Annotated in this window: 12 protein-coding genes, 2 pseudogenes and 1 riboswitch; of the genes and pseudogenes, 10 read left to right on the top strand and 4 right to left on the bottom strand. The window is 59.6% G+C overall.

The annotated features are described in order from the left end of the window. Window positions 1-62: 62 nt before the first annotated feature. Window positions 63-263: riboswitch (cobalamin riboswitch) on the bottom strand. Between the two features lie 381 nt (window positions 264-644). The 3 genes from AC0L16_RS27245 to AC0L16_RS27235 all read right to left on the bottom strand — a co-directional run bounded on the left by AC0L16_RS27245 (window position 645) and on the right by AC0L16_RS27235 (window position 4,315). Then, window positions 645-1,637 carry an adenosine kinase gene (locus tag AC0L16_RS27245; RefSeq protein WP_473624370.1) on the bottom strand — a complete coding sequence of 331 codons (993 nt, stop codon included), beginning with the start codon at window positions 1,635-1,637 and terminating at the stop codon, window positions 645-647. Between the two features lie 108 nt (window positions 1,638-1,745). Next, the gene (gene metK, locus AC0L16_RS27240) at window positions 1,746-2,924 is read right to left on the bottom strand and encodes a methionine adenosyltransferase (RefSeq protein ID WP_473624368.1); all 1,179 of its coding nucleotides are present in this window, start codon (window positions 2,922-2,924) and stop codon (window positions 1,746-1,748) included. 53 nt (window positions 2,925-2,977) lie between these two features. Next, window positions 2,978-4,315, bottom strand: coding sequence for a serine hydroxymethyltransferase (locus AC0L16_RS27235; protein ID WP_473624386.1), 1,338 nt, complete (start codon window positions 4,313-4,315; stop codon window positions 2,978-2,980). A 102-nt stretch (window positions 4,316-4,417) separates the two neighbouring features. On the opposite strand from AC0L16_RS27235, the gene AC0L16_RS27230 reads away from it, so the two are divergent. From AC0L16_RS27230 to AC0L16_RS27215, 4 genes are all read left to right on the top strand, one after another. After that, the gene (locus AC0L16_RS27230) at window positions 4,418-4,615 is read left to right on the top strand and encodes a hypothetical protein (protein ID WP_473624366.1); all 198 of its coding nucleotides are present in this window, start codon (window positions 4,418-4,420) and stop codon (window positions 4,613-4,615) included. A 393-nt stretch (window positions 4,616-5,008) separates the two neighbouring features. Continuing rightward, window positions 5,009-5,242, top strand: coding sequence for a hypothetical protein (locus tag AC0L16_RS27225; protein WP_473624364.1), 234 nt, complete (start codon window positions 5,009-5,011; stop codon window positions 5,240-5,242). 26 nt (window positions 5,243-5,268) lie between these two features. Continuing rightward, window positions 5,269-5,886 (top strand): type IV toxin-antitoxin system AbiEi family antitoxin domain-containing protein, encoded by a 618-nt coding sequence (locus tag AC0L16_RS27220; protein WP_473624362.1) that lies wholly within the window; start codon window positions 5,269-5,271, stop codon window positions 5,884-5,886. After that, window positions 5,879-6,748: a nucleotidyl transferase AbiEii/AbiGii toxin family protein gene (locus AC0L16_RS27215; RefSeq protein ID WP_473624361.1), complete on the top strand. Its 870-nt coding sequence runs from the start codon at window positions 5,879-5,881 to the stop codon at window positions 6,746-6,748. The genes AC0L16_RS27220 and AC0L16_RS27215 overlap by 8 nt, the downstream gene beginning before the upstream one ends. Before the next feature lie 364 nt (window positions 6,749-7,112). Here the strand turns inward: AC0L16_RS27215 and AC0L16_RS27210 are convergent, their stop codons facing one another. Further along, window positions 7,113-7,436: a hypothetical protein gene (locus tag AC0L16_RS27210; protein WP_473624359.1), complete on the bottom strand. Its 324-nt coding sequence runs from the start codon at window positions 7,434-7,436 to the stop codon at window positions 7,113-7,115. 132 nt (window positions 7,437-7,568) lie between these two features. Here AC0L16_RS27210 and AC0L16_RS27205 point away from each other — a divergent pair. From AC0L16_RS27205 to AC0L16_RS27180, 6 genes and pseudogenes are all read left to right on the top strand, one after another. Continuing rightward, a protein-coding gene (locus tag AC0L16_RS27205) for an IS3 family transposase (protein ID WP_473624357.1) occupies window positions 7,569-8,755 on the top strand; the annotation gives its coding sequence in 2 pieces (ribosomal slippage) (window positions 7,569-7,821 and window positions 7,821-8,755; 1,188 coding nt in all). Window positions 8,756-11,177: 2,422 nt separating this feature from the next. Further along, window positions 11,178-12,047 (top strand): hypothetical protein, encoded by an 870-nt coding sequence (locus AC0L16_RS27200; RefSeq protein ID WP_473624355.1) that lies wholly within the window; start codon window positions 11,178-11,180, stop codon window positions 12,045-12,047. Window positions 12,048-12,289: 242 nt separating this feature from the next. After that, window positions 12,290-13,981: a type IV secretion system ATPase VirD4 gene (virD4, locus tag AC0L16_RS27195; protein ID WP_473624353.1), complete on the top strand. Its 1,692-nt coding sequence runs from the start codon at window positions 12,290-12,292 to the stop codon at window positions 13,979-13,981. A 342-nt stretch (window positions 13,982-14,323) separates the two neighbouring features. Further along, a complete protein-coding gene (locus tag AC0L16_RS27190) occupies window positions 14,324-15,361 on the top strand; it encodes a type III secretion protein (RefSeq protein ID WP_473624352.1) in 1,038 nt (345 codons plus the stop codon). Window positions 15,362-15,421: 60 nt separating this feature from the next. Further along, window positions 15,422-15,718, top strand: a pseudogene (locus AC0L16_RS27185) (type IV secretory system conjugative DNA transfer family protein); the annotation flags it as partial. A gap of 60 nt (window positions 15,719-15,778) precedes the next feature. Further along, window positions 15,779-17,469: pseudogene (locus AC0L16_RS27180) on the top strand (Ulp1 family isopeptidase); the annotation flags it as partial.

The following is a 17,469-nucleotide window of genomic DNA, read 5'->3' as shown; positions in this document are numbered from 1 at the left end:
AGGAAGGCGCTAGCAGGCCGGCATAAACGCCGAGCTGCCGCGGCCACCAGACACCCCGCCCGTGGACGTTGTTTACCGTGGCAGGTCTCCTGGCTCGCGGGTCACAGCCTCTGCCCCGTCTTCCCGGGGCAGTTCGCCCCAGTGACATTGATGGGTTTGGCTCGCCGCTTACAGTTGCGGGGGCAGCGCCGGCATTGCACCGGCTTCCCTCTTAGCTCCGCTACGGCAACGCCTTGCGGAGAACCACGACACGCGGACAATCGCAGCAGCCCGCTTTGTGGTCAATGCGGTATAAAGAAATGTTTATGTGTTTATGTGAACCGTTCACCTGCGGCGTGTTCCCAAGTCGCAGGTCGCGGGTAGAGCTGAGCCATTTGCGCCACTCTCCGGGATTGTGCCTCGCCGCTCGGGCAATCTGCCGGTGACACGATCCCGGCTCAAAAACGACTTCGTCAAAAACACGTTTTGGCCATCATGATCGGCGGCAGTACTGGCCGAAGTGCGACAACGTTCCTGAGCCTGCAAAATTGAAATTTGGAGAAAACCGCCATCCTTCACGGACGGGCACGCGACATTTCAATGTGTACGCGCTTGTCTGGACAGCCTCACAAAGGGCGCTGGCAGCACCTCGCTGAAACACCGCCCTACAACAATCCCGCCTGCTCAGCCTCGCGGCGCAAATTCTGCCGCGGCCTGGGGCCGATCTGCTGGATCACCAATCCGGCCGCCAGTGAGCCAAGGTCGCCGCAGGTCTGCAGGTCGCGGCCTTGCGTGTAGCCATGCAGGAAGCCGGCGGCATAGAGATCGCCGGCGCCTGTCGTGTCGACCAGTTCCTTGATTGCGGTCGCCTTGATCACCACCGTTTCGCCGCCGCGCACGATTATCGAACCTTTTTCAGAGCGGGTCACGGCGGCGATGCGGCAATCCTTGCGGATCTGCGCCAGCGCCTCGTCGAATGACGATGTCTGGTAGAGCGACTTGATCTCGTGGCTGTTGGCAAAGACGATGTCGACCATGCCCGAACGCATCAGGTCGAGGAATTCGTCGCGGTAGCGGTCGACGCAGAACGAATCCGACAATGTCATGGAGACTTCGCGGCCTGCCGCGTGCGCCAGCTTCGCCGTCTGCCGGATCGCTTCCTTGGCGCGCGGCGGGTCCCACAGATAGCCTTCGAAATAGGTGACCTTGGCGCCAGAGGCCTTGTCGGCCTCGACATCCTCCGGCCCGAGCTCGACGCAGGCGCCGAGATAGGTGTTCATCGAGCGCTCGCCGTCGGGAGTGACGAAGATCATCGAGCGCGCCGTCGGCGGGTTGCCCTTGAGCGGCCTGGTGTCGAAGGCGACGCCCTGCGCATGGATGTCGTGGGCGTAAATTTCGCCGAGCGTGTCGTTCGAGACCTTGCCGAAGAAGGCGGCGCGACCGCCGAAGCTAGCGACGCCCGCTGCCGTGTTGCCGGCGCTGCCGCCAGAGGCCTCGATCGCCGGGCCCATGCGGCTGTAGAGCAGTTCGGCGCGTTGTGTGTCGATGAGGTTCATCGCGCCCTTGATGATGCCGTTGGTCTCGAGAAATTCCTCGTCGCACTGGGCGATGATGTCGACAATGGCATTGCCGATGCAAAGCACGTCATAATCCGACATCAAAATCTCCGCCAAAAACCCGAGCCGGCTTCTTGCCACGCCGGGGCCGGCCTGTTTTGGCGAGTGTGGAATGGGTCGCCCTATGCCGACGTATCCAATACCCGTGCATCACGCAGCTGCCGGTCCTGCCTCACGCAACAGGTCGTCAGCTCTGTCCGTCTTTTCCCAGGTGAACTCCGGCTCTTCGCGGCCGAAGTGTCCGTATGTCGCGGTCTTGCGGTAAATCGGCCGTAAGAGATCAAGCGCCTTGATGATGCCTTTCGGTCGGAGATCGAAAAGCTCAAGGACGGCGCGCTCGATTCTTTTTTCATCAATCTTTGCGGTTCCGAATGTATTGACGAGGACAGAGACCGGCGCGGCCACACCGATCGCATAAGCAAGCTGAACCTCGCACACCTCCGCAAGTCCGCTGGCAACGACGTTTTTTGCGACGTACCGCGCCGCATAGGCGGCCGACCGATCAACCTTGGACGGGTCCTTGCCCGAAAAGGCACCGCCGCCGTGACGCCCCATGCCGCCGTAGGAATCGACGATGATCTTGCGGCCGGTAAGCCCGCAATCGCCGCGCGGCCCACCGACCACGAACCGGCCTGTTGGATTGACCAGGAACCTTATCCTCGTCGTATCCAGATCGTCGTGAGGCAAGACCGGCCTTATGATCTCCTCAATGACGCCTTCGCGCACCGTGGCTTGTGAGACCTCCTCGTCATGCTGCGTCGACAGGACTATGGTATCAAGCGCTACCGGGCGCAAACCCTCATACCGGACGGAAACTTGAGATTTAACGTCCGGGCGAAGCCAGCCAAGGCGTCCGGTTTGGCGCACCTCTGCCTGTTTTTTTATCAAATCGTGAGCAAGTTGGATTGGCAACGGCATCAACGTTTCGGTCTCGTTGCACGCGTACCCGAACATGAGGCCCTGATCCCCCGCTCCCTGCTCGAGATCCTGCCCTCGTCCCTCGTCGACGCCCTGGCTGATGTCAGGCGACTGCTCGGTCAAGGCCAAGATCAGGGCGCAACGCCGGCCGTCAAAGCCGATCGCATCGTCGTCATATCCAATGTCCAAAATGATATCGCGGGCAACTTGGCTGTAGTCGATATGCGCGGGACTGGTGATCTCGCCAGCCAGAACGACCATCCCTGACTTCACCAACGCTTCACAAGCGACACGAGCCTTAGGATCCTTGCGAAGGATCGCATCGAGGACGCCATCTGAGATATTGTCGGCCATCTTGTCGGGATGTCCCGCGCCGACGGATTCGGAAGAGAACACGAATTGTCTGGTCATGAAATGTCCTCGCTTCAAACGTTGGAATTGATGTGACAGTTGATCCGGCCGCCTTACCTGTCGGAGATGCCAGGCACGTCGAACGCAGCGCAGAAGTCGGCAACGTCTCTGCGCACTCTGGCATGCACGTCCGAATCATCGGGCTGGCGACAGACCAGGTCGATGAAAGCGGCAATCTGCACCATTTCCGCTTCGCGCATGCCCACAGACGTCACTGCTGGCGTGCCTAAGCGTATGCCGCTGGTGAGCGCGGGATGGCGCCGGTCGCCCGGCACCATGTTGAAATTCGTAATGATACCTGCTTGCGACAGACGCTCGGCATAGGCTTTCCCAGACAGCGGCCGGCCCCTAAGATCAAGGATCAGCATGTGATTGTCAGTGCCCCCCGTGACGAGTTCATAACCTCGCTCCAGAAGGGCCTGGGCCAGAGCCTTGGCGTTGTTGACGATCTGCTGACCGTACACACGGAAGGATGCATTCCCTGCTTCGTGCAGAGCGACAGCTAGCGCGGCAATCGTATTCATGTGCGGTCCGCCCTGGAGGAGAGGGAACACGGCACGGTCTATGCGTTTGGCCAGATTGTGTTTGCTCTTGGAATGGTAGAGCGCCTGATAGCGGTCTTCATTCCTTGACAAGATGAAGCCACCGCGGGGGCCGCGGATCGATTTGTGAGAGGTGCTGGTGACAACATCGCAATGGCCAACGGGATTCGGATGCACTCCTGCGACAATGAGGCCGCTGATGTGGGCGATGTCGGCTACCAGATAGGAGTTCACCTCCGAAGCAATGTCGGCCATTGCCTCATAGTCAAAAATGCGCGGATAAGCAGTTCCGCCGACCCAAATGAGCTTCGGTCGTTCGCGTTTGGCCGTCTCGCGCAAGCGGTCATGGTCGATCTGCTGCGTCTTTTCGTGCAGCCCGTACGGAACTCGCTGATAGTCAGTGCCCGAGAAGTTGACGGCCCAACCGTGCGTCAGATGCCCCCCGCCGGGGAGGGTCAAGCCCATCATCTTGTCTCCCGGACACAACAGCGCTCGACAGACAGCCTGATTGGCCGGCGAGCCTGAATAAGGCTGCACGTTGGCGTGTTCATAGCCGAACAGCGCCTTCAATCGCTCGATGGCGAGATTCTCAAGCTCATCGACAATCTCGTTTCCGGCGTAGTAGCGCGCGCCGGGATATCCCTCGGCATACTTGTTGGTGAAAATAGACCCGGTCGCTTCCAGCACCGCGGAGGACGCGAAGTTCTCGGAGGCGATAAGTTTGAGGGTCGTCCGCTCCTGGCGCTCCTGTCTTAAAAGCAGCTCGTGAACGCGAGAATCTGCGACAGCCAGGTGAGGCCACTCGCAAGTGTCAAGCTCCGCGATGGCGCCGCCAGTCGAATTGTCCATATCAGCTTCGCGCTCCATTGGGACTAAGTTTCAGGACAACCAGGCGGTCACCTTGGACCGCGCGCCCTGTATCGCCTCCAGGCGCTGTAGGTCTTGTCTGTGATGGCCATCGCCGTGGGGCAGGAGATCAACCAACAATTGAACCAAGCCGCCGTCCGCGTCTCCTGCTTCGAGGTGGTACGAAGGCCAGGGACGCTGTTCGTTGCCGAGAAGAAAGCCGGCTCTGGCGAGCTGGCGGACGTGTGCGACCACGTGCTCGCGAGACAGACTCAGAAGTTCTGCGAGCTCGCAGACGGTTAGGTCCGCATGCGCACAAAGTCCCAGGATTCGAAGTCGATCAAGATGAGCCGCGGCCTTTAGGCGCCTGACCAGTGTCATCATCGGCCGGCACTCCTTGTATTGACTTCCTCCATTTGGCGTCCTCCCACTAATTTCAGAGGCAATCTTGCCGTCCGACGAGGTCAATACGCCCGACCGCATCGCAGATAGTTTCCGATACGCTACGGTCTCGACCCGCGGCCCAAAGGATAGGCTCAACGTACATATTCTCAGCGGTTTAGAGTGCTAAAAGTCCGCGATTTTCTTTGAAGGATCTGTTGCGACACGTGCATACCGGCCAGGATGCGCCCCGGCACAATGGCGGCTGCGCGGTAAGGCCGGCTTGCGAAGGTGCGGCGAACGGCCGAGGCCTTCATGCGCTGGTCGCCGCGCGATGGGCAGGGACGCTCAGCATCGACGGGGATGAAATCCATCATTGTCCATGGCTCTGATCTCTATCCCGATGGACCACATCCCAGGGAAACCGATATCCTGCTCGAAGTCGCCGCCGTCCACGGCGAGCTCAAAGCATGGCTGCGGCGCAAGGCTCAATGCGGCTTATTGGCTTCCATTCATTCTCAACAAGTGATACAAACCCTCGGACTGTAACCCCTTAGTGCCGAGATTTCGTATCAATGCCAGAGCCCGCTCCCCAGCGCCAAATCGCCCACGCACTTCTGACACTGCGCGGAATCGCGCGTCTCGCGGAGCTGCGCAACGCCGGCGTAACAGCGGCCACGATGAGTCGCATGGAACGGGATGGGGAGGTGCTCCGGCTCGCACGCGGCCTCTACCAGCTCTCCGATGCGCCGCTCGAGGCTAATCATAGCCTAGCCGAGGCTGCCAAGCGCGTACCCAAAGGCGTTGTCTGCCTTGTGTCAGCCCTGGCATTCCACCAGCTGACGGATCAGCTTCCGAGACAGGTATGGCTGGCCATCGGCCAGAAAGACTGGGCTCCCAAACCCGACGGCACACCCATTCGCATCGTGCGTTTTACCGAAAGTCTGCTCAACGACAGCGTCGAAACTCATGTTGTCGAGGGCGTGACCGTAAAGGTCTTTGGGGTTGTCAAAACAATCGCGGACTGTTTCCGATATCGCAACAAGATCGGCCTGTCGGTGGCGATCGAGGGCCTCCAGGAAGCGCTTCGCCAGCGCAAGGCCACGCCCGGCGAAATTGCCAGGCAGGCTGAGCGTGGCGGTGTCGCCACGGTCATCCGGCCGTATATCGAGGCGCTGACTGCCAATGGCTAAAGAGATCAAGAACATCGGCGCCTCAGTGCGCGCACGTCTGCTGCAACTCGCCAAGGTAAGTGGCCAGACCCTCGATCTGGTTCTGACCCGCTTCGCCCTCGAGCGGCTGCTTTTCCGGCTTAGCCAGTCACCCCACGCCGACCGCTTCGTGCTGAAGGGCGCGATGCTGATGATGAGCTGGTTCGATGATCCGCACCGCGGCACCCGCGACCTTGACCTGCTGGGTTTTGGCGATCCGAGCGCGGAGCCGATGCTGGCGACGTTTCGGGAGGTCCTGGCGCAGGACGCTAGCGATGGCGTCGAGTTCGACGCTGACGCACTCCGGGTCGACCGCATTCGCGAGGAGCTGGAGTATGGTGGGCTCAGGCTGCGGACGACGGCCTCGATCAGCGGCGCCCGGGTCAGCCTGACGATCGACATCGGCTTTGGCGATGCGCTGGAGCCTGGTGCCGAAGAGCTGGACTATCCTTCCATGCTCGACTTTCCCATGCCCCGGCTGCGGGCTTATGCGCGGGAAACCGTCATTGCCGAGAAATTTCAGGCGATGGTGGCGCTGGGGCGGGCGAATAGCAGGATGAAGGACTTCTACGACATCTGGATTCTTAGCCGGTCCTTCACCTTCGACGACGACAGGTTGCCACGAGCGATCGCCGCCACCTTCGCGCGGCGCGGAACGGCGATACCTCAAGACCTGCCCGATGCGCTGACGTCGGCCTTTGCCGAGGATGCGCAAAAGCAGCGACAGTGGCGCGCGTTTGTTGGAGAAGTCGCTCTCGATCCGGGTGATCTTGGGAACGTCATTAGAGATGTAGCTGCATTCCTTATGCCCCAGGCAGTCTCAGCAGCGAGCTTGGGCCAATGAGCAGCTTGATTTCCACTGTCGGATTGTGGGGAGCGGACAAGGCGGTCGCGCTGAGTGGATATACGCCCCATCAGCACGTCCCAAGTCCGATCGAGCTCACTTCTCTGCTCCAGAGCGCGTATCGGGTCCAACGTTCAGGCCAGTATCGCTCGCGGCGGCCGTAGCGAGAGCCGCTACGACCCGAGACGATGGGCCGGTCGCAAATGAACCGGTCGAACTGTCTGAGCGATACTCATTGAGATCCCTCCCTGGGATGCACGCCCCTGGCCAGGATTCTCACAGCAGATTGTCCGATTGCTGCGCATACGTAGGGCCGGGCGGGGGCACAAACCGGTAGACGTTTTTCAAAATGCAATGTGTGTCGCTATTTCTCGGCTTCAGACCGATCGCCTCCCAATCGCAGATCGGCGGTGTCCTCGGAGTCTTTTGGGATCTGGAGGGAGATGCGCCAATCGTTCGTTTTTCGCCGGCGCGAGGCGAATTCAACGCGCTGGATCGCGGCCATCTCGTCGGATGGGTATTCGACCTTGTGCCCCTCATCGAGAGTGATCTGCTCGGCCTCTGTCCAAAGTGCGACGGTGAGGAGGACGTCACCGAGCACGCAGGGGCCGTTGGTGGGTGACTGAGCCAGGATAAGGAAAGCATGCCGTCCGGAACGCAGGCGGTTGCGCCTTATGAATGCCGTCAAACGGATCTGCGGCCTCTTGAATTTGGTGCCACAGATCGTTTGGAGACCAAGTTGTATCGGACTCAGTGTGACCTGCCACGGGTAATTTCCTCCGGCTTTGATTAGAGTCCGGCCTGATTGAAGGACGGACAGATGAAGAGAAAGCGCTTTACGGAAGAGCAGATCATCGCGGTTTTGCGCGAGCACGAGGCGGGGGCGAAGGCGGGCGATGTGGCCCGCAAGCACGGGATCTCCGAGGCGACGCTGTATAACTGGAAGGCGAAGTATGGCGGCATGGAGGTCTCCGACGCCAAGCGGCTGAAGGCGCTGGAGGAGGAGAACGCCAGGCTGAAGAAGCTTCTGGCCGACCAGATGCTGGAAGCCTCGGCGTTGCGCGAGCTCCTGTCAAAAAAATGGTAGGGCCCGCCGCCAAGCGCGAAGCCGTCGCGCATCTGCAGACCGTGCTGGGTCTGTCGGAGCGTCGGGCCTGTTCCATTGTCGGCGCCGAGCGCAAGATGATCCGCTACCGGCCGCGGCGGCCGCCGGAGACGGAGTTGCGCGGCCGGCTGCGTGATCTCGCCAACGCACGTCGCCGCTTCGGCTACCGGCGGCTGTTCATCCTGCTGCGGCAGGATGGCGAGCCGGCGGGGATCAATCGCATTTATCGGCTCTACCGCGAGGAAGGGCTGGCGGTGCGCAAACGGCGTGCGCGACGGCGTGCGGTCGGCACCCGGGCGCCGATCCTGGTTGAGGCGAAGCCGAACGCGCGCTGGTCGCTGGATTTTGTCCACGACCAGTTCGCCTGTGGCAGGCGCTTCCGCATTCTCAACGTCGTCGACGACGTGACGCGAGAGTGCCTGGCGGCGATCCCCGACACCTCGATCTCGGGCCGGCGTGTGGCGCGCGAACTGACGGACCTGATCGCCCGCCGCGGCAAGCCCGGCATGCTCGTCTCCGATCACGGCACGGAATTCACCTCGAACGCCATGCTCGCCTGGTCGAAGGACCACCAGGTGGAATGGCACTACATCGCACCGGGAAAGCCGATGCAGAACGGTTTCTGCGAGAGCTTCAACGGGCGTATGCGGGATGAACTCTTGAACGAGACCCTGTTCTTCGGCCTCGACCATGCCCGCACGACGATTGCCGAATGGAGGGACGACTACAACCGATCACGCCCACATTCAGCGCTCGGATATCTCACGTCCGCGGCCTATGCCGCCAATCTCACCGCAACGGACGATCGGCTGCGCAACCCCGACCAGCTCCGCCGATCGCCCGTTGCTCAACCCGCGCCATACGGCGTAAAACCCGCCGAGGCTCTAATTGCGGCTGGATGAGAATCCGGTGGCAGGTCACCCGATCTTGACTGCGATCCCCGTGCCAGCCGCCGCTGCAAGGAACTGGCGCCGCGAAATTCTGCCGCTCATGCCGTTTCCCCGAACGGCCCATAGCCCGACCCCACACCCGGCCGGCTCGCCTCACATGCATAGTCCCGACTGTTCCGCCATTCCGGCATCGCTGACAGACGGAAGGGCCTTGCCCGGTCAAGAAAATCGCCGGGCCTTTGCATCAGCCCGCTCGAAGCGCATGACTTCTGCTTCGGATGCGAATGTCCTGATACACCCATCCTCTGTTGGGAGCCCTTCCGAAGGAGATGGTCGAGCTCGATGGTCGCGCAACGCCGGCTGGCGTGAGTTGGTGAGTCGCCGGCGCCCCGCAGAATCGACATTGCGAGTTTTCCCTTCCTGCATCCGTCGGCTGATCGGGCGGCTATTTCACAGCCAAAGTGGCCGCACACGTGCGCGCTCCCGTCGAACCCAGCAGCGCTGCGCGGTTTCCAAAACGTCCAGTCACGTTTGCAATGCGCGTGTTGGAATCGGTGAATCTGCGACACATTACCGCCGCAGTTTGGGCACGAAGTTACCACAATACCGCACGACATAGCCGGCGTTGCCTAAGACGGTTCGGTCCGGCACCGGCTCAACCAAGCCCCCCGCCCAAGGGTCAGTGCCGGATCGAACCACTCTCTTCCGAGCGGAAATGCGCTCAGCAGAAGCAAGCTGATCCGCTTCGTTGCTGCGTGATCTCCCAAATTGCGCAGTGCGGCTAAGACCCGCACAATGGTTTGAGGCGCGCCTCGGGCCCAGGCGAGAGGCAACTCTGGCCGCCTACGATGCCTTCGATGTGATAGGCTCCTTCAAAGGTCGCTAAGCAGGCCTGCATACCCATCGCAGCTCTCGATGCTCCTATCTTAGTTGGTGTCCTCAACCGTCCTGATGATCCGAAGATCACGTCGATGTTGCAGTGATCGTGGTAGATCTCGGTCACTGTGCCTTGGGTCTGGCTGCAGAGTCCCATATGTCGTGGTCAAATTATATATTGGAACCTGTACAGCCGCGTCTCACTTTCCCACCTGAGCGTCCATGTTGCTCTCGGCATCGGGTCGCTCAGGACGTGAGATGCCGCTTTGTAAGTCTACCGATGTCAGGCCTGCGTCCACCTGTTCCAATCTCTGGCAGCCACACAAACTCGACAGCGCGACCGACGAAGTGACGCCTGTCATGTTCTTCCTGGGATCCCCTCTCGGTGTATCGCGGTTTCCCTGCAACGTTTGAGGACCTCTGCTTGCACCAAGCGTGCCAAAGAGAAAGCTTTCAACTACACGGTTGTGGGCCGCTCAAGTCAGTCGGACCTCTGACATTGTTGCAAAGTTCAACACTGTCGTCTTGGCTGGCCATAGGGCTTGAGATCTTCGGTCGCGACCTCGCAAGCCAGAGCCGACTCGGCGACGAGGCGCGGGGCATCGGCAAAACGTGCACATGCTCCTTGAGAATACATCATTGCGGTCGGATCCACTCGAGATCTGGAGTTAGCCTGCATCGTTTGCCTTGGCCGCGCAGAAATGTGGGTGGTGAGCGCGGGCGCGGAAGACGAGGGGATGTTGCAGCCAGAGCGAGTTATATCGATGGCGCCTGCATCAATGCGGTAGGGGCGCAAAGCTGCGCGGCAATCGCAGCCGATCATGTTGCTGCGGAGCTGGTGCTGAATATACCGTCCCGTTCCAAGATGGCGGCGCCAGGCGACTCCCGTTGAGAAAACCCGGGCACGATGTGATTGAAGATGTCGCGATCGCCCAGCCGGCGGTTGGCTCGCCAGCGGCTGGTGCGACGACCGCGGCATTCACATCGACAGGCGGCGGTTGAGGACGGGGTGGCATTGCCGCGCTATCCGCCCGCGCGATCTTTCCCGTCGCACCTTTGCTCCTCGCCTGGCGCCGGCTGCGACGGGAGATTGCCACCGGCCTGCAGCAGGAATGCCTTGGTCGTGGCACGCTACAGCGATGGCATTGGCGCGGTGCTGCGCAAATTGCCGATCAGGTCGCGACTGATTTCCTTTTCAGACAACACGACAGCTCGGCCGCGCTGATCAGCCGGAGTAAGCGATCCCTGGTCATCGAGACCTCGAGCATGAAAGCCTGCGCTCAAAGGAAAAGCTGCTGCGCGCGATATCATGCCTCTTGGAAGGATCGGAAGCAGTAGGCGAGAGGCGGCATCGGCGTGCCACTCGTGCCGTCGGGCTGCGAAACACGCATCGTCTTTGAGGCCAACTTCATACTTCTTTGGATAGATGGGCTCTCGGCGTTGCCCGGAGAGCTGGGAGAAGCCTCTGCAAGACTACAAGTGTAACACCATATTGGTTTAGCAGATCAAGCTTCGGTGGTAACCTCATGAGGTGGAAAAACGCCTTGGAGGCCGAGCAATGGATCGCGATAGCAAACGTGCAGCTGGAAGTTCATCCCGCGAGGGGAGGAGGGCCGAACGGCGCAACCACGATGGCCTTCCGGGCGGGCCACTGACCAATATTGCAGAACGGCTAGTAACCGCTAATCCGCGCGACACAGCACGCGATCTTGGGAGCTTCAAATCCGCCGAGAGGCAAATGCGACGTGCCGTTCAGGACATGGCACCCGGGCAAGAATCTGACCTCAGCAGATTTGATAGGCGCAACAACCAGCTCGGAGGATCAGCCAACGTTCTGGCCGACAGATTGACGGCCGGATTGGGGTTCAACTCGGCTGATGTAGCATTGTTCCAAGTCCATGCGGCTAGTAATGTAGCCCATTTTCTGGGACCCCAGAAGCAGACTGCTCTTATTAATCGCATTAGCGACATGGATCCAATGGAGAAAGCTCTAGGGGTCATGTTTGTGTCGCAAAACTTCAGTAAGTTTAATGATGAAAATAAATCTCGCATTTTTGACCAGGCGATTGAATTGGCTGCTGATCCTCATCAGCACCAAATGGTCAAGGCGACCGCCCAAAATGCTATTGTCGCCGTGTATCACCAGTTAGACGCAAATCAACAAGCGCAAGCTAACTCACTTCCCCACCTGCATGGCCTGTTGCAGAACATGCCTCCGCCGCAACATGCAGCGGAGGAACGGAATGCGAATTTGGACGGCCACATAGCAGATATTGCAGCTTCAGTCCGTGATACAGTAGGCCCGCCAACCTCCCATCAACAGCTGCGGCGGGGTGGTGAAATCGGGCAGTCCCTAAGTCACGCCTATAATCACGCCCGCGAGGATCTGATGGCTGCCTCCAGAAGCAGAGATCGCTCCGGCCGTTGAGGTCTCGGGCATGGTAGTGACGCCTTCTCCCCGAATTCTGTTCGGCCTTGCCATTTCCAATGCGCTGGCCGTGGATGTACCTGCCTTAGGGTAACTTTCAGAATCACGTCTGCCGGGTGGTGCAATGCAAGCATCGCACCACCCGCTCCGGCATCGATCTTTGGAGCGGCGACATCGCGCGACGTCGCTCCGGTGTCTGAAGCAAGCGCAGCATTAGCTATGGCTAATCCGGCAATGGAACAATGTCTTCAACAAAAACGACGCCCCCCAACATAGCCATTAGCATCGCGTGCTCACTCGCCTTGGGCTTCTGCGCGGCAAGTCTGTACGCAACGTTTCGCCATGGGGGGAGCGGCGAGGCTTTGATGACGTTTGACATCCGTGCCTTTTGGTTCGAGACGCCGTTCTATCTGGGTTTCGCAACTCCCGTCTTCTATCGGGGCGTAGCTATCGTGCTCGCCACGTCGGCGGTCGTCTTACTGATTCAGCAGATCGTATTGCGGCGCAAACTCGAACATCACGGGACGGCGCGCTGGGCGCGAGTGGATGAAATGCGACGCACCGGATATCTGCGACGATACCGTAGCGTGACAGGGCCGGTATTTGGGAAGACGAGTGGCCCTTTCTGGCCTGGCTACTACCTGACCAATGGCGAGCAGCCTCACAGCCTCATCGTTGCACCGACCCGCGCCGGCAAGGGCGTCGGCATAGTCATTCCAACGCTCCTTACATTCAAAGGCTCGGTGATAGCTCTCGACGTCAAGGGGGAGCTCTTTGAGCTTACCTCGAGGGCGCGCAAAGCCGCAGGCGACAACGTGTTCAAATTCGCGCCGCTGGATTCGGAGCGGCGCACCAACTGCTACAATCCGCTGTTGGATCTTATAGCGCTGCCTCCACAGCTGCAATTCACCGAAGCCCGCCGCTTGGCCGCAAACCTGATCACGGCCAAGGGGGAGGGCGCGGAAGGTTTCGTCAGCGGCGCGCGAGATCTCTTTGTCGCGGGCATCCTCGCCTGCATCGAGCGGGGCACGCCAACAATCGGCGCCGTCTATGACCTCTTCGCCCAGCCGGGGGAGAAGTTTAAGCTCTTCGCGCGACTCGCCATGGAGACCCGGAACAAAGAGGCACAACGCATCTTCGACGACATGGCGGGGAACGACACGAAAATCCTGACCTCCTACACGTCCGTGCTCGGCGATGGCGGGCTCAATCTGTGGGCGGATCCCGCTGTAAAGGCGGCGACAAGTCGCTCAGATTTTTCGGTGTACGATCTTCGCCGTCGCAAAACGTGCATCTATCTTTGCGTTGGTCCGAACGATCTTGAGGTGGTCGCGCCTTTGATACGCCTGTTCTTTCAGCAAATCGTTTCAATTCTACAGCGGTCGCTGCCCCGCCAAGATGAAAAGAACGAGGTTCTCTTTCTGCTCGACGAGTTCAAGCACTTGGGTAAGCTGGAGGCGATCGAGACCGCAATTACGACTATCGCGGGCTACAAGGGGCGTTTCATGCTCATCATCCAAAGCCTTTCGGCACTGACGGGGGCTTATGGAGAGGCTGGCAAGCAGAATTTTCTGAGCAATACCGGCCTGCAAGTGTTCATGGCCACTGCCGATGACGAGACTCCAACCTACATTTCCAAAGCCATCGGTGAATACACGTTTGAAGCCAAGTCGATTTCCTACAGCCAGGCGCGAACGTTCGATTGGAACATTCAGAATTCGCATCAAGGTGCACCGCTGTTGCGTCCCGAACAGGTTCGGCTGCTCGATGAAGACTACGAGATTGTTCTCATCAAAGGCCTGCCACCATTGCAATTGAGGAAGGTGCGATATTTTTCGGACCGCATCCTTAAACGCATCTTCGAAAGCCAGACAGGCGCCCTCCCGGAGCCGGCACCCTTGATGGAAGCTCATCCAGATGACACTGACGGTTAAGCGCCAGTCTCGCGTATCCCGTCCCTCGGCGATCAGAGACTCCACTACAGGTGAACGGCTATGGGAATTTGCATCTCCAAATCCTCCGGATCGACTCGACATGCGGAAGAGTCGCCGCGAGAATCCACGGCAGCGCTGAGGGTCTCCCTGGGCACGCCTGCCGACAGGTTGCGACGGGGCGGAGATGCGCCTCTGGAGCCACATCAGATCCAGCAGGCCGCCTATCATATGGGAGCGTGTGTCGTCGGTGACGACGTCACCAGCCCGATAAGACTCGCGACAGCGGGGCAAACAGTTCACGACGTTCGCCTGCTGCTCAAGCATGGGCGGGGAAACGTTAAGGTGGACGACATTCCCTCTCACGGCCACAACGGCATCGGATCGTCGGTTGCAATGATGGGAGCAGACCACAACATTAAGGTTGCAGTGGCCGTAGTCATGGGAGCGGCGTGCTGCAATCAGACCGCTCCCCTTTCCGCTATCGTCCACGCCCCACACATGGCGGCCGACGAGCGGAGTATGACCTCTAGTGCTTCCGTGTCAATGAAAGAGATAAACGACCAAGGTGATGAGATCCCAGTCAAGACGGGTCACATTTGGAACGAACTGCGGCGCGGAAGCCGCGACCCGAGGTCGACCGTGGTTATGGATGCCTGGGCCAACGGTCCCGCTGTTCGGTTGAAGGACAGCGTATGGAGCGGAGTGCCGGTCAAGGAAGGTCATTGGTCGATGGACAAAAGCACCGCCGAATTCCTGAAAAACCGTGTTGAGGGGTTAATTCCGTTCGTGCATCCGGACGCAAATGAACAAACTGCCAACGATTTGCGCCGCAAGCAAAACGCACCCGTATCGTGGGAGAAATATGCAGAAGTACAGGTGATCTCACCCGAGTTCGCCGATAGTGTACGCAACGCATTGTCCCGTATTCCTGAAGGCCAACAAAGGGAAATCGCATCACTGATGATTCAGGAAGCCTACGGAATGGATCCTTCCTCGCGCACGCACCAAGACGCAGTGGGATCAGTTCTGGTGGCCGCCAACCAACTGGACTCGCTGCCCCGGCCTCCTGTCGAGCCGCCGGAATTGGCGGCGTATCACCAGTTCGACGCAAATCAACAGGCCCAAGCTCACGCAGTTCCCGGCATGCAAGATATCTTGCCGCACATGCCTCCGCCGCAGCATGCAGCAGAGGAACGGAATGTGAATCTGGACGGCCACATAGCAGGTCTTGCGGCTGAAGTCCGTGCGACAGGTGCACAAATCTCCTATGAACAGCTGCGGCGGGGTGGTCAAGTCGGGCAGTCCATAAGCCACGCCTACAATCACGCCCGCGAGGATCTAATGGCTGCCTCCAGAAGCAGAGATCGCTCCGGCCGTTGAGGTCTCGGCCATGGTAAGTGACGCCTTCTCCCCGAATTCCGTTCACGGCCTTGCCATTTCCGAACGTTCGATTGGAACATTCAGATTTCGCATCAAGGTGCACCGCTGTTGCGTCCCGAACAGGTTCGGCTGCTCGATGAAGACTACGAGATTGTTCTCATCAAAGGCCTGCCACCATTGCAATTGAGGAAGGTGCGATATTTTTCGGACCGCATCCTTAAACGCATCTTCGAAAGCCAGACAGGCGCCATCCCGGAGCCGGCACCCTTGATGGAAGCAGACGAGGGGCTTTTGGCAGAATCTCAACCCGATGAGCAGCTGCGCGGATTGGCGCAGAACTTTGACGATACAGTTTGATGTGAGGCTAGTATGAACCCGCGAAATAGTAACCCATCCCGGGTAGCAGCTTTGTCGCAGGTGCAGGACGCCGGCTTGGAAGAGGGGCCAGCGGTCCAGGCCCGGCAAGTGGGCGCTGAGCAGTACCTTGCCGAGACCCGGAGGCTGTTCGATCAAGCTGATGAGTCGCCAACCAGTCGAGAGGAGCTTCTGCGACTGGAACAGGGATTCCGCGAAGTGCTTCAGGGACGGCAGGAAGATCAAGCCGCCTCGTCTTTTTTCAGCGACCCAGGGCTGCCCGCTGGACCGGGTGACCACAACAGCTTCGTGGCCGACGCTTTCGCAGCGACCGGCTCTGGGCACATTGAGGCCGCCGCCCCGCCAACGTTAGCTGCCAGCCAACAGCAGATCCGGCCCTCGCCGGATGCGCTTGACCAGGGCAACCACCTGCCACCCGAGCGGGTCATCATCAACAATGAACATTCCACAGCGCTGTTGCGGCCAGCGGAGAGGCAGAGGGCCCTGAATACGCCGCAAGCCGCCGCCATTCAGCAGCCGCTGATGCCATTGGAGGGGGTACCCGTTCAAGGGACAAGGTCCGAACACATCGGAAGGCCGCATGCGGAGGCCGCGCCCTCCGCAAGGTCTGAGAAGCCCCCCGCTGCGATCGAGGACTCTATAAACGTTTCATTCGCCGTCCCCAAAGGCTTCTCCCATGGGACTCAACGCGTCCCAGAGGCGATGCTCTCTTTCCGCCATGGCCCCTTGCCGGATGCGGGCCAGGCCCGGCAAGTGAGTTTTGAGCAGCACGTGGCCCAGCCGCGCCGAGCCGATCCGGCTCCTGTCGCGAGTGGCGCCCGTGCTACCCGCTATCCCCATCTCTCCGGCGAACACCGGGACCTTATTGATAAGGCGATCGCTCACGCTGCGGTTCAGAAAAAATTTAGCGAGAGCACCGTCCGAAAATACACGTATTCACTTCGCCAATTGGCGAATGATCTCGGCGCTCATGGCCAAGCGACTGATCTAAAAAATCACCAGTCCCTGGTCGATCACGTCGATGCTTTCTTTCCGAAAAACGACGGCATAAAGAGGGCGTTGAACGTCCTGCGTGCGTATCATGAGCCGGGCTATTCAGCGACTGTCGGGCGGCCAGCGCCGGTGCCCTCAAAAGCAGACGCGCATGTCTTTGAACAAGTGACCAGTGACAGCAGGTTGGCCCCAAGCAGCCGTGCTGAGTACGGTCGTAGTCTTCGTAGATTTTCTAAGGCGCTTGAGAGTCGGGGCCTGACGATCTCTGGGCTGGGTCATGATTCGCGGATCGAATTCGCCGAGACGTTGTTTCCAGACAAACGCAATCTCATCTTCGCGTTGCAACGGGTTCGCGATGCGGAGCCCGCGTCACCTGGCGCCCGTGCTACCCGCTATCCCCATCTGTCCGACGAACACCGGGACCTTATTGATCGGGCGATCACTCACGCTGCGGTTCAGCAAAAATATAGCGAGAGCACGGTCCGAAAATACACGTATTCACTTCGCCAATTGGCAAATGATCTCGGCGCTCGCGGCCAAGCGACTGATCTAAAAAATCACCAATTCCTGCTCGATCACCTCGATACTTTCTTTCCGAAAAACGATGATATAAAGACGGCGTTGAACGTCCTGCGTGCGTATCACGAGCCGGGCTATTCAGCTACTGTCGGGCGGCCAGCGCCGGTGCCCTCAAAAGCAGACGCGCATGTCTTTGAACAAGTGACCAGTGACAGCAGGTT

Source organism: Mesorhizobium sp. WSM4848 (assembly GCF_055811375.1).
This window is presented reverse-complemented; position numbering and strand designations above follow the sequence as displayed.

Coding starts and splice junctions, on each gene's coding strand:
- AC0L16_RS27220 (WP_473624362.1), top strand. CDS start 5,269: ATGCCAGAGCCCGCTCCCCAGCGCCAAATCGCCCACGCACTTCTGACA.
- metK (WP_473624368.1), bottom strand. CDS start 2,924: ATGACCAGACAATTCGTGTTCTCTTCCGAATCCGTCGGCGCGGGACAT.
- AC0L16_RS27200 (WP_473624355.1), top strand. CDS start 11,178: ATGGATCGCGATAGCAAACGTGCAGCTGGAAGTTCATCCCGCGAGGGG.
- AC0L16_RS27245 (WP_473624370.1), bottom strand. CDS start 1,637: ATGTCGGATTATGACGTGCTTTGCATCGGCAATGCCATTGTCGACATC.
- AC0L16_RS27230 (WP_473624366.1), top strand. CDS start 4,418: ATGGCCATCGCCGTGGGGCAGGAGATCAACCAACAATTGAACCAAGCC.
- virD4 (WP_473624353.1), top strand. CDS start 12,290: ATGTCTTCAACAAAAACGACGCCCCCCAACATAGCCATTAGCATCGCG.
- AC0L16_RS27235 (WP_473624386.1), bottom strand. CDS start 4,315: ATGGACAATTCGACTGGCGGCGCCATCGCGGAGCTTGACACTTGCGAG.
- AC0L16_RS27225 (WP_473624364.1), top strand. CDS start 5,009: ATGCGCTGGTCGCCGCGCGATGGGCAGGGACGCTCAGCATCGACGGGG.
- AC0L16_RS27215 (WP_473624361.1), top strand. CDS start 5,879: ATGGCTAAAGAGATCAAGAACATCGGCGCCTCAGTGCGCGCACGTCTG.